The following is a 14,774-nucleotide window of genomic DNA, read 5'->3' as shown; positions in this document are numbered from 1 at the left end:
AGGGCTGAACATGGAACGATCGTAGAATCAGGCTTCGACCTCGGATAGTCCCCAAGTAGGTACACTTTCCAGCCATCTCAATACAACCTCAAGCATAAACATGGTTCGTTCCCTTTCCCCTTTATTTCAAGCGATCGCCACTGCCCCAACCGAAGAAGCCCTGCGGTTCCGGTTTATGGATGGAGTCAGCGAATATTTTGGGGTGCAGCGTTGGGGGATTTATCTGCTGAATGAAGAGAATCAGTTAGCAAGCGTGGATGTCCAAGGTGTCTCAAATACTTTTGTGGAGCGATACCAAAAATTCGGCAAAGCAGTTGATCCGGTTTTGCAATATGTGATGCAGTATCATGCTCCAGCCCATGAAGCGTTGGTACTGCCGGAAGGAAGCTGGAAACAAAGTGAACTATATCAACGGTGTTGTTCTGAGTACGATCATGAGCACATCATGACTGGGCCGATCGTTGGTCAGGGACAGTTGATTGGCACCGTTAACTTTGCCCGTGTAGGTGATACCCCTACATTTGATCAATTGGATTTAGCTCAACTTGGTGCAGCCTGTACCCATCTCTCTACCCGATTGGCAGAGTTACGAAGACGGACTTCGGTGAATTCCAATCTGCTTCTGCAACGCTTAACTCCCAGAGAAATTCAGATTGCAAACCTAGTGGCAAGGGGGCTAACTAATGCCGAGATTGGTGCGGAGTTGTGGATTACTCAGAATTCTGTGAAGCAGGCTCTAAAGCGGATGTTTCGCAAACTAGAGGTCTCTACCCGGACAGAGATGGTAGCAAAATTGCGAGATATACTCCAAGATTGAACAGAGCGACTCAAGCGCATTAATAACCGATCGATTGTTTGATACTGAAATGCTGAACATTCCTCAACTGCTGGCGAACGAACTTTCCCTCAAGCCCTTCCAGGTGGAAAATGCCCTGCAACTCCTGGCAGAAGGCTCAACGGTTCCCTTCATTGCTCGCTACCGGAAAGAGCGCACCGGAGAAATGAACGAAGTGCAGTTGCGGGAGTTGTTCGATCGCCATACCTATCTCACGGAACTGGAGGAGCGGAAGGCTGCCATTCTCAAATCCATCCAGGATCAGGGCAAGCTGACCGAGGAATTGCGCGATCAGATCGAAACCTGCCTCCAGAAGAACGAGCTAGAGGATCTGTACCTGCCTTACCGCCCGAAGCGGCGCACCAGAGCCACGATCGCCAAGGAGAAGGGTTTGGAGCCGTTGGCGGAGTGGATCAAGGCTGTGAATCAGCCCAACGCTCAGGCAGCAGATCTGGAATCCGAAGCGGCGAAGTACATCTCCACAGAGAAGGGCGTGAATTCGGCGGGGGATGCCCTGAAGGGAGCCTCGGATATTCTGGCGGAAGAGGTGGCAGAACAGGCGGCACTGCGGGCATACCTGCGGGATTACCTGATGGAATCGGGTATCTTCACGTCCCAGGTGAAGGCAGACTATCCGGAAGGGACGACCAAATTTGAGATGTACCGCAACTACCAGGCAAAGGTGAAGGCGATCGCGCCCCACAACCTCCTTGCCCTCTATCGGGGGGAGACAGAGGGAATTCTGGTTTTTGCCCTGGAGTTTGATGAAGACACGGTGCTGGGCTATCTGGAGACGGAGGTGATTCGCAGCAAACAGCGTCCGATCCGCCAGTTTTACCGGGAGATGATCAAGGATGCCTTTAACCGCCTGATGAAGAATTCTCTCATCGGGGAAGTGCGAGCCGCGAAGAAGCTGGAGGCAGATGTGGAATCGATCGGCACCTTTGAAGCCAACTTGCGGGAGTTGTTGCTGTCTGCTCCGGCGGGGATGAAACCAACCCTGGCGATCGACCCTGGATTCCGGACGGGCTGCAAGGTGGTGGCGTTGGATCAAACGGGCAAATTCCTGGAGTACCAGACCATTTTTCCCCATGCGTCTTCCGATGCCAAACGGGTTCAGGCAGGCGAAACTCTGAAACGGCTGCTTGAAACCTACCAGATTGAACTGATTGCGATCGGCAATGGCACGGCTGGACGAGAAACCGATGAGTTTGTGGCGGAAGTGCTGCAAACCCTGGAACGTAAGCCGATCAAAATTATGGTGAATGAGTCGGGGGCTTCGGTGTATTCTGCCAGCGAGGTGGCGATCGCGGAATTCCCCGATCAGGATGTGACGGTGCGGGGCGCGGTCAGCATTGGACGACGGCTGCAAGATCCGCTAGCAGAACTGGTCAAGATCGATCCGAAGTCGATCGGCGTGGGGCAGTATCAGCATGATGTGGATCAAAAATTGCTGAAAAAGAAGCTGGATGAAACGGTGGAAAGCTGCGTGAACTACGTTGGCGTGGATTTGAACATGGCTTCCAAAGAATTACTGAGCTATGTCTCTGGCATCAGTCCCACCGTCGCCAACAACATTGTGCAGTACCGCAATCAGAACGGAGCCTTTGGCGATCGCCGCCAACTCCTGAAAGTCCCAAAACTGGGTCCCAAAGCCTTTGAGCAGGCTGCTGGGTTTCTACGGATTCGGGGGGGCAAAAATCCGCTGGACAACACCGCCGTTCACCCGGAAAGCTACAGCGTGGTGCAAACGATCGCCACTGACCTGAACGTGCCCCTGACCCAGATTACCGAAATTGCCGATCGACTCAAGAAAACCGACCTGAAAAAGTACGTCACTGAGGCGATCGGGGAGCCAACCCTGCGAGACATTCTGGCGGAACTGGAGAAGCCGGGACGCGATCCCCGTGCTGAATTTAAGTACGCCACCTTCAAGGAGGGCATTAAGGAAATTAGCGACCTGAAACCGGACATGGAACTGGAGGGAGTCGTGACCAACGTGGCCAACTTTGGAGCCTTTGTGGATATTGGGGTGCATCAGGATGGCCTGGTTCACGTTTCCCAACTCGCCGATCGGTTTGTCAGTGATCCAAAGCAAGTGGTCAAAGTCGGGCAGGTGGTCAAGGTGCGAGTGCTGGAGGTGAATGAGCAACTGAAGCGAATCAGCCTGTCGATGCGTTCCCCCAATGCCGATGAGCCGAGAGGTACGAGGGGTGGACAGAAAGACCAGAGATCCCAGAGCGTCCAGCAGAAGGGCGATCGACCCCAACGGCAGGAGCTGAAGCAGAAAGGCAAGCGGCAAGATCCCAAACCGCAAGAACCCAAACCACAGGATCGCCCATCTTCTCAGGACAATTCTTTAGAAGCTCTAAAAGCTAAATTCAATCGAAAAGTTTAGGAATGCAAACTTCTTGTGGGGTGGGCATCTTGCCCGCCCAGTCAGCAAAGTAAAACACCATCCAATAACCTGAAATTCTTGTGGGGTGGGCATCCTGCCCGCCCAGTCAGCAAAGTAAAACACCATCCAACAACCTGAAATTCTTGTGGGGTGGGCATCCTGCCCGCCCAGTCAGCAAAGTAAAATGCCAACCCAAGTTTACTATGGAGTTGTAAAGCAGCAAGCCACACTGCGCTCACATTACTGGCACTCACATTAAGGGTAAACGCAATGTCCGTTGTCGCAAAACCCATGACCCTGGAAGACTATCTCAACTATGACGATGGCACAGATACCCGTTACGAACTGGTGGATGGGGAACTAATCGCCATGCCGCCAGAAAGTACCTTGAATAATCAAATCGCCTCCTTTTTATTTGCCACTTTCCTACAAATGGGAATCCCCTACTATTGCTTAAGTATTGGAGCGCAAATTGCCGTCAGTGGAGCCAGGGCAACCGCACGGCAACCCGATTTGGTTGTTCTATCAGAAGAGGCTGCAACGGCCCTGGAGGGAGCATCCCAATGCGTCATTACCCACGATATGCCACCTCCGCAGCTTGTTATTGAGGTGGTCAGCCCCCAGCAAGAAAGCCGCGACTATCGCCACAAGCGCAGTGAATATGCAGCACGACGGATTCCTGAGTATTGGATTGTTGATCCGATCGCCCACAAAGTGACGGTTCTAGAATGGGTAGATGGCTTATACGAGGAGCAGATTTATCAGGATGAGCAATTGATCCGTTCGTCTCAGATCAGTTCCCTGACGCTTACGGCTGCAACAGTTTTAGCGGCAGGACGATGAAGCAGTCGGTCAATTTGCAGTCCGTCGGTCAGCCAGAAAACCGCAGAGAGTATTAAGAACTAACCAGAAGAATTACTGATTTTTTCAACCATTTGGAGGGTGAGATCTCGCTAGAATTGATCTATAACTGAACGTAGTTACGAAAAAATATCGGACGGTAAACCATGAGTACGGTATTAGAAACCAGCCTGAAGCAAGAGGTAGAACATCTGGCGGAGGAAGCCTTTCATAAACGCTTAATTTCCGGCTACGGCATTGGTGAGTATCCCCATTGTTATCAAATTGTTTATCGAGGTAAGCCCATGCACTTCTCCCTCGAAAAGACGCGAGTGTTTCTGCTGAATCTATTGCAGTTAGAATCCTGAAAAGATTTATTTCCGATCGCCACTAAGATTCATGAACAATCGTGAATTTATGTGATGATGAAGAGTGTAGAGATTGAGAAGAACCAACTGCTTGTATGGCCTCTCCGCTTCAATCTAAACCCTCTAAAACTTTGCTGTTGTCCTTGCTGAATTTACTGGCTGATTTTGACGGGCAAATTTCAGACGCTGCCGCAAACATCCTTCAAATCTTGAAGCATCGATCGGATCCCCTTCCTCCCCTCTATGCCGATGTTTTTGGACTCCCCTTTTCATCCACCTGTGCGGAGCTAGTCGATCGCATTCATGCTTTGACGGAAGATCAGGTGAAGGTTGCCAGTTATGCCTTCCAGATTTTTCGTTCCTACGAACAACTCCTGCGGGTCAACACCGCAACGGTGGCCCCAGAACAACAGGCAGCTTATGAGTCCCAACTGTCCCGCATCCGGGTGGTGGTGGCACGTACGCGATCGGCTCTGGCTGAAGCCTTGAGCGATAATCCATAGCTCGAAAGCCACAGATTAAAAATTGAAAAATGTAAACAAATATTTCGTTTTCGTTGCATCTTAATTTTGTATCAAAATCTACCGATCGGATGTTATGTCCCTGGAGGCGATCGTGATTTAGTGGGGAGACTCACACTTTTTAATTTGAGGTCGGTATGGTTGCAGCTCAGGATAACCAGGAAGCAGAACAGAACGCAGATGCAGCAAATCAGGCTCAATCAACGCCACAGGATAGCCAGATGCAAGCTCAGGAGAAGACCACTGCCCAAGGTCAGCTCGTGATTATTGGTGGAGCAGAGGACAAGGAAGGGGATTGTCAGATTCTGCGAGAGTTTGCCCGCCAGTCAGGAGGTTCTAACGCAAGAATTGTGATTATGACGGTTGCCACTGGGCTGCCAGGGGAAGTCGGAGAGCAATACACCCGAATTTTCGATCGCATGGGTGCTGAAGATGTGCGCGTGGTAGATACGTCCCGACGAGAAGACGGGGATGATCCCAGAGCCTTAGAGATTTTGCGGGAAGCAACTGGGGTCTTTTTCACGGGAGGTGACCAGCGACGAATTACTGATAATCTCAAGGGCACAGAAATCGATCGCCTCTTACATGACCGTTATATGAAAGAGGGTCTGGTGATCGGCGGCACCAGCGCTGGAGCTGCCATGATGCCGGACATGATGATTGCCGAAGGGGAACCCCAAACGAACCCGCGATTGGAAGTGGCGGAAATGGAAGAGGGTATGGCCTTCTTACCCGGTGTGGTGGTTGACCAACACTTCGCTGAACGGGGTCGCCTGGGTCGCTTACTCTCTGCGGTGGTGCAGCAGCCCGTGGTATTGGGATTTGGGATTGACGAAAATACAGCGATCGTCGTTAGCCAGGATGCCTTCACGGTCGTTGGGCAAGGTTCAATCACGGTGGTCGATGTCTCAAAACTGGCTCACTCTAACCTGAGCCAATCCCTCAAGGATGAGCCACTGGCCCTCTGTGGTGCGATCCTGCACATCCTGCCTGACGGCTATCGCTTTGATCTAAAGAAAAGGGAACCGATCTGGGAAGAAGGTTAGAAATCCTCAGGTCAGACTAAAATTCTTGTGGGGTGGGCATCCTGCCCAGCCTACTCAAAGTTCTTGTGGGGTGGGCATCCTGCCCGCCCAGTCACCAAAGCCGATCGAATTAAACACACTGACGGAAGAGACACACCCGATAATGGGGATGATGGGTGTATCTCTGTTTTGCACTGGCACAACCGATCGCAAACGGGCAGGCAAGACTTCGGATCTCGGCGTGAGCTCGGTCGAACGCTTGAGCACTCAGTCGAAACGCTGCCTGCGCTACGGAGCAAGCCTGCATTATGGAGATCCATTTGTATCCATAGGACATTATCCATAGGACATTCTGTGGATGATTGAAATTGGCTCAGATCAATCGCTCAACCTCGAACCTTATCCCCTTAAAACATCAGCCCCATGACATCAGCATCTCCCAAACTGATCATCATCGGCTTAGACTGCATGGAACCCTCCCTGGTCTTCGAGCAGTGGCGGCAGGATTTGCCCAACCTCTCGCGGTTAATGGCTCAGGGCAGCTATGGTCGGCTGGAAAGTAGTATTCCGGCGATTACCGTACCCGCCTGGAGTTGCATGACGAGTGGACGGGATCCAGGGGAACTGGGCATCTATGGCTTTCGGAATCGCCGCGATCGCACCTACAACAGTATGGGGATTTCCGATGGTCGAGCTGTGAAAGTGCCGCGACTGTGGGATATTTTGGGGGAAGCGGGCTGGACGGTGGCTACGATCAGCGTTCCTGGAACCTCTCCTCCCTACGCCGTGAACGGTTCCCTCGTCTCCTGTTTTCTCACCCCCAGCCGCGAGGTGCCCTTCACCCATCCCCCGGAACTGGCCGCGCAAATTGTGGACTGGATGCCGGATTTTCTGATGGATGTGCCCGATTTTCGATCGGATGCCAAGGATGAGATCCTGCACCATCTTTATCAGCTCTGCGATCAGCGGTTTACTCTGGCAGAAAAGCTGATTCAGCGGGATGCTCCAGATTTTCTGATGCTGGTGGATATGGGAGTCGATCGGATTCACCACTCTTTTTGGAAACCAATGGATCCGCGCCATCCCCAGCACGAACCCAACTCGCCCTACGCCAACGCGATTCATGATTACTATTGCCATGTCGATCGCCGGGTTGGAGAACTATTGCATCACTGTAGCGAAGAGACGATCGTGCTGGTGGTGTCGGATCATGGAGCGCGACCGTTGATGGGGGGAATTTGTCTGAATGAATGGCTGATTCAACAGGGCTATCTGGTGCTGAAGGAACGACCCACGGAACCAACGCCGCTGGATCAGGTGGAGGTGGATTGGAGTCAGACGAAAGCCTGGGGCGCAGGGGGCTACTATGGGCGCGTGTTTTTGAATGTGAAAGGCAGAGAACCAGAGGGGGTGATTCCCCTGGCAGAGTACGAACAAACCCGATCGCAGTTAGCTGAAGCCCTGACTCAACTCACCGATCCAGCGGGCAACTCGCTGAATATTAAGCCCTTCAAACCGCAGCAAATTTACCAAAAAGTGCGGGGCATTGCACCGGATCTACTGGTTTATTTTGATGACTTAGCCTGGCGATCGATCGGCAGCGTGGGCTACGACTCGCTTTACACGACGGATAATGACACCGGGGCAGATGATGCCAACCATGCTCAATATGGCTTGATGATTTTTCACGATCCAGGTCGTCCCCCATCTGGAAAACAACTGGAAGGAGCCCAGATTTACGATATTTTGCCGACCTTACTCGATCGGTTTGGCATTACCCCCCCCGTTGGATTAAGAGGAAAAGTCCTGAACTGTTAAAGATAGTCTTGCAACACAGCAGTTGTCCATTTCCCGGTTTTAGCCCAACTAAACTGACTGGCTCGATGCAACCCCGCCCTCCGCAAATCCGATCGACTCGCTTCCTCCGTGAGCAATTGCTGCATCGCCTGAGTGATTTCTGCTTCCTGGTAGGGATTCACCAACAGAGCTGCATCCCCTGCCACTTCGGGTAAGGAAGAGAGATTGGAGGTAATCACCGGAGTTCCACAGGCCATCGCTTCCAGCAGCGGCAAGCCAAATCCTTCCCATAGACTCGGATACACTAATCCGATCGCCCGATTCAGCAGTAACGGCAGGGCCTGATAGGACACATAATCCAGAAACTTAACCCGATCGGCAAACCCCAATTCTTTTGCTTGAGCCTTCAACAGGGGCGTATAGCGCGGATCATCAGCTCCAGCAATCCACAGATCGCAGTCCGATCGATCTGGCAAGGCCGCAAAGGCAGCGATCACCCGCTGGAGATTTTTGTAAGGATCATGTCGTCCGATGTAGAAGAAATAGGGGCGATCGGGCTGAAACTCTGGAGCACTGAGGCGATCGGATTCCAGCACCCGGAAGTGATCCGCATCGTAGGCCAGGGGAATCGGGGTGAGTTTTTTCGCAGAAATCCCGTAAAACTGCTGAACGTCCGTCGCCGTAGCAGTGGAATTGCACAGAATATGGGTCGCCTGTTTCAGGACTTGCGGCACCCAGTAGCGGAAGTAGTAAGTGAGGGGAGCGGTACGACCGGGAAAGCGCAGGGGAATCAGGTCGTGCATGACGACGATGAAGCGGTAAGGGGTGAAGAGGGGAGCTTCGGGAATGGGGGAGAACAGGAGCGGTAGATCTTTAATTGGGGAACGCGATCGCAGTTCATCCACCTGAGCCACCTGTCGGGGAAACTGAAACTGGGTCCACCGCAACCGCCGCCAGTGGCCCGCCTTACCCTGCTCCGGGGTCATATCCGCCGGAACGTCGTGGTAGGTGCAGTGGGATAGGTTTTGAACGGGAAAAGATCGGGAGGCAAATAAATCCAGCTCCGGTAGGGACAGTTCTGGAATCAGACGAATGGCGTAGGTGGCCAATCCAGTAGGTTTTGTTCCGATAAAGGAGAGATTAACAGCAACCAAGGGTTTATCGCAAAAGGCGGACGGAGGACGGAAGACATTTGAATGAAGGAGCCTGGGATCAGTCAATTGTTTTGTGTCGCTCCAATGTCGGCTATGGTTTCCCAATCACCCGCAGATCAATCGCGGGCTACCTGATAAAAGTCTGATCAATCCGACTGGAAGACAGATTGAGTCCATTTGAGTGGACTGGTCATCGCTCGCCATTCATTTGCAAGTAGTTTAGCGGATAAGTCAGCCCAGTAAAGTTTACAGTTCCGATCAGGACGTTCTAAGGGCTGATCAAAGGCGATCGGACTGCTGCCCAACAAGATGCCTGCGCTGTAGATTACCCAAAAATTCTGAAGTTCCATCTGACTCCTGACTCCTGACTCCTGACTCCTCCCTCCTCTCTCCTCCCTCCTCTCTCCTCTCTCCTGACTCCTCCCTCCTCTCTCCTCACTTCTTAATCAACGGCTTTACCACCTTCGACACCTGCGGCCTTTGGCTAATGTGCTTCCGATAAAACGATAGGGCTGCACCAAAGACGTTGCGCTTCAAGTAATCCACATAGAGCGGTTTGACGTGGGGTGACGTATAGCTGACGGTGGGTAAATCCGATCGCCGGGAATAGACCACAAACACCTCATTGGCAAATACGGGCGAGAAACCCTGACTCATCAGCTTAAATAGAATAGCTCCCACCCGATCGGTTCTGCCCTTGTGAATCACCACCCACTGACTGGTTGGATCGCCTGCCAGAAACGTAGAGTGATCGTGTAGTTCATGGTCTAGCTGAATGTTGAGAATCAGGGGGGCAACGATCGATTCCGACGAGGAAACGTGAGCGTTCAAAAACGCGATCGCATTCTGCCAGGTTTCGCAATCCAGGAAGTGGGACAGGGCACTGTGCTGTTGTCGGGACTGCACGGGGAACACCTGGACGTAGTTGAAGGCCAGTCCGACCTGCCGGGTGTCTGGATCGGCGGGATTAATTTCCTTCAGAGAAGTGACGCGATCGACCTGGAAGGAAAACTCAGTGAAGGGGGTGTTTTTTAGAATCGATGGGGGAATCAAGCCCTGGAGGAATCGGGTTCCCTGATCGCTCAACAGGATATTCAGCGGAATGGGATGGCCGTTGACCTTCATCGTCAGGCTATCCAAAACATCCGCCGGAATTCGCTCGGTACAGATAATCCGAAATTCCACCATCAAATCTACAGGGGGATCCGTGGCGATCGGCAAATCCAGGGTGGAAACCGGGCAGGCCCAATCCAGCGATAGGCCGGATGATCCGTGGGACATTCTCGACGTTGCCAACCCGAACCCCGCAAAGGTTCCCGAAAATCGTACAGCAAAGACTTGGGAGCCGGACGGTGCAAGTCAGCGTAGCGTTGCTGATAATGCTGCTCCAGCCACAGGAGGCGATCGTCGGAGTCTTGATCCTGAGGGGGAGATTTCAAGTGTCCATAGGCTTGCTGCAAATCCTGAATCATCTCATCGTAGCGGGATTCAAAGATTTCGCGGGCATAGCGGTACAGTTCCGCATCCCACTGGGTACTTTCCTGGATAATTTCTAGCGTACTGGACGGGAGTTCATCGATCGGCTGCTTCTTTTTCGCAGCGTTTTCCTTGCGGCTGTTGAGAATCGGCTTCCAGCCAAAAATATAGGACAGGAGAAACAGCGAATCCTGGAACCGTTCTACCAATCCGACAAAGGCAAAGCGATCGAGGCTTTCCTTGGCCACTTCTAAAATTTCAGCGGGAGTCAACCCCTCCAGATCAAACCGCAGGGTTTTGGCCATGTGGTAGGTTTGAATGCTTTTCCCCACCTTGCCAGCCGTCAACTTCTGGGCGAACTCCTCCAGGGTCATGTCTTTAACCGCCTCGTAGTGGGGGTCACCCGGCATCCGCCGAATGTACTCGTAGTGAGAAATCACCCTGGCGACGGGTTCCCGCAGTACCGTCACGTTGACCAGATTTTTCCCAGGAATCAACTCCGGCAGGTTGATAAACCCCAGGTGGCCTCGAAACAGGCGGTAGTGAATCACCTCATCCTTAGGGATTTTTGCCAGTTGAGCATTCAGCGTGGCGGGGCAAATCTCCTCAGCATGGAAGTGATCCTCAACAATCGTCCTGAAGGTCATCCCTGCGGTTTTGGGAATGTGGGTGAAGTACAGAACGTCGTTCTCTTGCAGGTTGTACTGAGCCGGAAACTTTCTCATTCGTCCAGAGCTGCCTTGTCAAGGTTAATTAAGTCAGCAATTTTACAGGAAAATCTTTACCTATTGTTACGGTTAAAGTGCCGCTTTGTTAACCGCGCTCAGATCAATGGGTACCCCCGCCGACTCACAATAGGCTTCCACCACTGCGGCTGGCTCCCCGATCATCCGCACCACATGATCTTCAATCCACATGGCCCGATCGCAAAGGTTCGCCACACTGGCCACAGAATGGGTGACTAACACCATCGTGATGTCACTTTCCTGGAAGCTGGTCATCTTAGCCACGCACTTTTGCTGGAAGCGGATATCGCCCACCCCCAGCACTTCATCAATCAGCAAAATTTCTGGATCGAGATGGGCCACCACGGAGAAGCCCAATCGGGCCGTCATGCCGCTGGAGTACACTCGGATCGGCCGTTCAATAAACTCCCCCAACTCCGAGAATTCAATAATCTCGTCCATTTTGGCTAACACTTGCCGCCGGGTCAGCCCCATCAAAACGCCGTTGAGGACAATATTTTCTCGTCCAGACAATTCCGGATGAAACCCAGCCCCCAGAGCCAGCAGGGGCGAAATCCGGCCACGAATCGTCACAATGCCGCGATCGGGCTTCAATACCCCCGCCATCATGCCCAGCGTGGTACTCTTCCCGGCTCCATTGCGCCCAATGATGCCAAACTTTTCCCCCCGATAAACCTCAAAATTAATATCCCGCAGGGCCTCAAAGCGATCGTTTTTAATCGCCTTAACGTTTCGGGGAAAGTTAAACAGAAAGTTCTTAATTCCGCGAATGTCTCGGTAGAGGGGATAGGACTTACTGACATTCTGAAAACTAATAACTGGCTCTCTCATATCAATTCGGCAAATTTCCAGGACAGTTTCCGATAGATGGTGTACCCAATCAGGAAGAAGAGAACTGCGTAGAGGGCACTCACCAGCAAATAGGAGGGGGTCAGGGTTCCCTGCAGGATCAGTTGTCGCCAGTTCACCATCAAACCAGCGGCGGGATTCACGGCCACGGCCAGCGATCGATACTGAACGGGATAACGCTCGATCGTATAGAGCACGGGAGTCAGGAAGAAGAGGAAGTTCATGATAATGCTGACCAACCGCTCCAAATCCCGGAAGAACAGATTAATGGCAGATAGTCCCAAGGCCACACCGTAGGCCATGGTGAACTGAATGATCAACAAAATTGGGAAGCCATAGAACCAGGACCAGCTTGGACTTTCGCCAAAAATCAGCAGCAGCAGCACGATGATCGGAATAGACACCAAAAAGTGAATCATGTGATTCAAGATGGCGCACAGGGGCACAATGTTGCGGGGAAAGTTCACTTTCTTAATCACTGAACCGCTACCCACAAACAGGTTGGGCGAAGAGTTGATCGAATTAGCCAACCACTGCCAGGGAAATAGTCCCGCCACCAAAAACAGAGGATAATTAGCTTCCTGCACCCGCAAAATCAGTCCAAAGGCGACAAAATAAACCAAAGCGGTTGCCATCGGATTGGCGATCGACCACACATAGCCCAAGATCTTGTTCTTATAACGAACTTTTAACTCTCGCTGAAGTAAGACAAACACCAGATCTCGATAGTTTTCCAGGTTCCGGTGCGTTCCAAAGTGCCGGACTTTTCCTTCTTCAAAGATTGCCTTACCCGTCACGCTTCAACCTCCCCCCTTTGACCACTACGACCTCGACTGGCCCTTACTGTTTGGCGGATTAATCGGTTGATCAATCCATTTATTCAGCCATTCATCCAGCCATTTTTCTGGATTCGGTTTTACCCAATTTACGGTGCAACCGTTATGAAGCCAGGTCAATTGTAACTTTTCTAACTCTGCTATCCGTCGTTACGACCACTTCAAAGCAAGATAATACTCTACTCTGGCAAGATGCAAAATACTTTCCGAGTTTTCATCTTTGCTTTTCACCCACATGGACGATTTTTCATCAGCCCCTCTTATGGCATTCTGTGTAAAACTATCTTTAAGATTATTTAAGCTTCCCCGTTTAATCGATCGTTTGAAAGATAGTGCTTTGACTGGAACGATCGTCACTCATCCCCATTGATAGCGTTCTTGATAGCGTTATTATTTCCGGCTCATTCCGACCGACATTTTTCTGCCATTTGCAGTAAATCTCCGCAAACCTCGTGCGCTCTATTCAGCACACCCCCGTGTTCATTACTTAAATTCTTGATCTTGACTCATGGCAAATCGTTCCCCTTCCCTTACTCATCGAGTCATTGGCGTAGCCTTCCTCGCCTCTGTTCTGACCAGTGCATGCAGTAACCCTCCCGCCCAAGGGCAAGGCCCACCGCCTGCGATGGTTGAATTAGAGCAGGTGGAATCGACCAATGTGCGCGAATCATCTGAATTTGTTGGCGCTTTGGAGGCGCAGGATCGGGTGGAGTTGCGGCCCGAAATTCAGGGGCGGATTGTGGCAATTCGAGTCAGTCCCGGACAGTCAGTTGCATCCGGTGAACCGCTGATTGAACTACGGGCTGAACGCAGTCAGGCTCAGGTGAGTGGAGCTGTCGCGGATGTGGAAGCGGCCCAGGCGACCATCAGTACGGTAGAAGCAGAACTGGAAACGGCCCGAGCGGAACTCCAAAGTGCGATCGCCGATGAAGAGTTTGCCCAGTCCGACTTTGAGCGGCGACGAGAGTTGATTGAAGAGGGGGCATTGCCGGAGCAAGACCTGGATGCCTTAAACCGGGCCTTGAGTGCTGCCACCGCCAACCGCAATGCTGCCGAACGGCGAGTAGAGGCTGCTAACGATCGTGTGAATCAGGCCAGAGCGCAACTGAGTCGGGCCCAGGCGGATCAACAGGCGGCTGCCACTGATTTAGATGACAGTCTGGTTCGAGCTCCGATCGCTGGTGTGGTGGGGAATGTGCCCGTGCGAGTTGGGGATTTTGTCACCCCCGATCGCGCCCTGACCAGCATTGTTCAGAATGACACCCTGGATTTAAACATCTCTGTGCCGATCGAGCGTTCTCCGCAGCTTCGAGTCGGTTTACCTGTAGAGCTGCTGGATTCAGAAGGAAGTCCCCTGTTACAAGGGCAGATCAGCTTTGTCTCTCCTGAGGTGAACACCGTGGAGCAGGCGGTTCTGGCTAAGGCCAGCTTTCCCAATCAGGGTCAACTTCGAGATGGGCAGTTTGTTCGGGCGCGGGTCATTTGGGAAACGGGGCCAGGGATTCTGGTTCCTGTGGCAGCCGTGACGCGCATTGCCGGACAAACCTTTGTCTACGTCGCTCAACCCAATGAGGAGGCTCCCCCGGATCAACCGCAACAGATTGCTCGCCAGCGACCCGTACAGGTGGGGGCGATCGAAGGCAATCGCTATCAAATCCTGTCTGGACTGGAACCTGGCGAACAGGTCGTTACGGCTGGCATTCTGAACTTGTCGGACGGCGCGCCAATTATGGATGGGCCACCTCCCGGACAGCCAGAACAACCCATGAGTGCTCAGTAAACCTGAAAACCTGAGTAACCCGTCAATCTGAGTACCTACCCCCACAGATTTTCAGGGCGGTCATCTTTATTCTTTGTTAAAGGTTAGTGTACTAACCATCAGTGCATGAATAACCAGTTGGGTGATGTTCTTTGTAATGGATTCGCTTA

The 14,774-nt window shown here is 52.1% G+C and carries 14 protein-coding genes; 8 read left to right on the top strand and 6 right to left on the bottom strand.

Translation table 11 applies throughout. The features are described from left to right. The first annotated feature begins 100 nt into the window (after nt 1–100). The 7 genes from ACM1PF_RS20960 (at nt 101) to ACM1PF_RS20930 (ending at nt 7,805) form a co-directional block, all read left to right on the top strand. Nucleotides 101–817 carry a LuxR C-terminal-related transcriptional regulator gene (locus tag ACM1PF_RS20960; RefSeq protein WP_416666578.1) on the top strand — a complete coding sequence of 239 codons (717 nt, stop codon included), beginning with the start codon at nt 101–103 and terminating at the stop codon, nt 815–817. A gap of 49 nt (nt 818–866) precedes the next feature. After that, a complete protein-coding gene (locus tag ACM1PF_RS20955) occupies nt 867–3,233 on the top strand; it encodes a Tex family protein (protein WP_416666577.1) in 2,367 nt (788 codons plus the stop codon). Nucleotides 3,234–3,503: 270 nt separating this feature from the next. After that, entirely contained in the window at nt 3,504–4,076 is a 573-nt protein-coding gene (locus tag ACM1PF_RS20950; RefSeq protein ID WP_416666576.1) for a Uma2 family endonuclease, read from the top strand. Between the two features lie 164 nt (nt 4,077–4,240). Continuing rightward, nucleotides 4,241–4,441, top strand: a complete 201-nt coding sequence (locus tag ACM1PF_RS20945; RefSeq protein WP_416666575.1) for a hypothetical protein — start codon at nt 4,241–4,243, stop codon at nt 4,439–4,441. Nucleotides 4,442–4,536: 95 nt separating this feature from the next. Continuing rightward, nucleotides 4,537–4,944 carry a hypothetical protein gene (locus tag ACM1PF_RS20940; protein WP_416666574.1) on the top strand — a complete coding sequence of 136 codons (408 nt, stop codon included), beginning with the start codon at nt 4,537–4,539 and terminating at the stop codon, nt 4,942–4,944. Nucleotides 4,945–5,183: 239 nt separating this feature from the next. Beyond that, entirely contained in the window at nt 5,184–6,008 is an 825-nt protein-coding gene (locus tag ACM1PF_RS20935; protein ID WP_416676743.1) for a cyanophycinase, read from the top strand. Nucleotides 6,009–6,410: 402 nt separating this feature from the next. Next, the gene (locus ACM1PF_RS20930; RefSeq protein ID WP_416666573.1) at nt 6,411–7,805 is read left to right on the top strand and encodes an alkaline phosphatase family protein; all 1,395 of its coding nucleotides are present in this window, start codon (nt 6,411–6,413) and stop codon (nt 7,803–7,805) included. Here ACM1PF_RS20930 and ACM1PF_RS20925 read toward each other — a convergent pair. From ACM1PF_RS20925 to ACM1PF_RS20900, 6 genes are all read right to left on the bottom strand, one after another. Then, nucleotides 7,802–8,938 (bottom strand): glycosyltransferase family 4 protein, encoded by a 1,137-nt coding sequence (locus ACM1PF_RS20925; protein WP_416666572.1) that lies wholly within the window; start codon nt 8,936–8,938, stop codon nt 7,802–7,804. The genes ACM1PF_RS20930 and ACM1PF_RS20925 overlap by 4 nt on opposite strands. A gap of 146 nt (nt 8,939–9,084) precedes the next feature. Next, nucleotides 9,085–9,288: a hypothetical protein gene (locus tag ACM1PF_RS20920; protein ID WP_416666571.1), complete on the bottom strand. Its 204-nt coding sequence runs from the start codon at nt 9,286–9,288 to the stop codon at nt 9,085–9,087. An 85-nt stretch (nt 9,289–9,373) separates the two neighbouring features. Continuing rightward, nucleotides 9,374–10,219 carry a hypothetical protein gene (locus ACM1PF_RS20915; RefSeq protein WP_416666570.1) on the bottom strand — a complete coding sequence of 282 codons (846 nt, stop codon included), beginning with the start codon at nt 10,217–10,219 and terminating at the stop codon, nt 9,374–9,376. Next, a complete protein-coding gene (locus ACM1PF_RS20910) occupies nt 10,132–11,139 on the bottom strand; it encodes a sulfotransferase family 2 domain-containing protein (RefSeq protein ID WP_416666569.1) in 1,008 nt (335 codons plus the stop codon). The genes ACM1PF_RS20915 and ACM1PF_RS20910 overlap by 88 nt, the downstream gene beginning before the upstream one ends. 72 nt (nt 11,140–11,211) lie before the next feature. After that, nucleotides 11,212–11,991 carry an ABC transporter ATP-binding protein gene (locus tag ACM1PF_RS20905; protein ID WP_416666568.1) on the bottom strand — a complete coding sequence of 260 codons (780 nt, stop codon included), beginning with the start codon at nt 11,989–11,991 and terminating at the stop codon, nt 11,212–11,214. Then, nucleotides 11,988–12,806 (bottom strand): ABC transporter permease, encoded by an 819-nt coding sequence (locus tag ACM1PF_RS20900; RefSeq protein ID WP_416666567.1) that lies wholly within the window; start codon nt 12,804–12,806, stop codon nt 11,988–11,990. The genes ACM1PF_RS20905 and ACM1PF_RS20900 overlap by 4 nt, the downstream gene beginning before the upstream one ends. Nucleotides 12,807–13,353: 547 nt before the next feature. Between ACM1PF_RS20900 and ACM1PF_RS20895 the strand changes: the two genes are divergently transcribed. Further along, the gene (locus ACM1PF_RS20895; protein WP_416666566.1) at nt 13,354–14,625 is read left to right on the top strand and encodes an efflux RND transporter periplasmic adaptor subunit; all 1,272 of its coding nucleotides are present in this window, start codon (nt 13,354–13,356) and stop codon (nt 14,623–14,625) included. Nucleotides 14,626–14,774: the final 149 nt, after the last annotated feature.

Source organism: Egbenema bharatensis FJBBOT/2019, assembly GCF_048077055.1.
Lineage (GTDB): Bacteria > Cyanobacteriota > Cyanobacteriia > Elainellales > Elainellaceae > Egbenema > Egbenema bharatensis.
The sequence above is the reverse complement of the archived record's forward strand: the minus strand, read 5'-3'. Positions and strand labels throughout refer to the sequence as shown.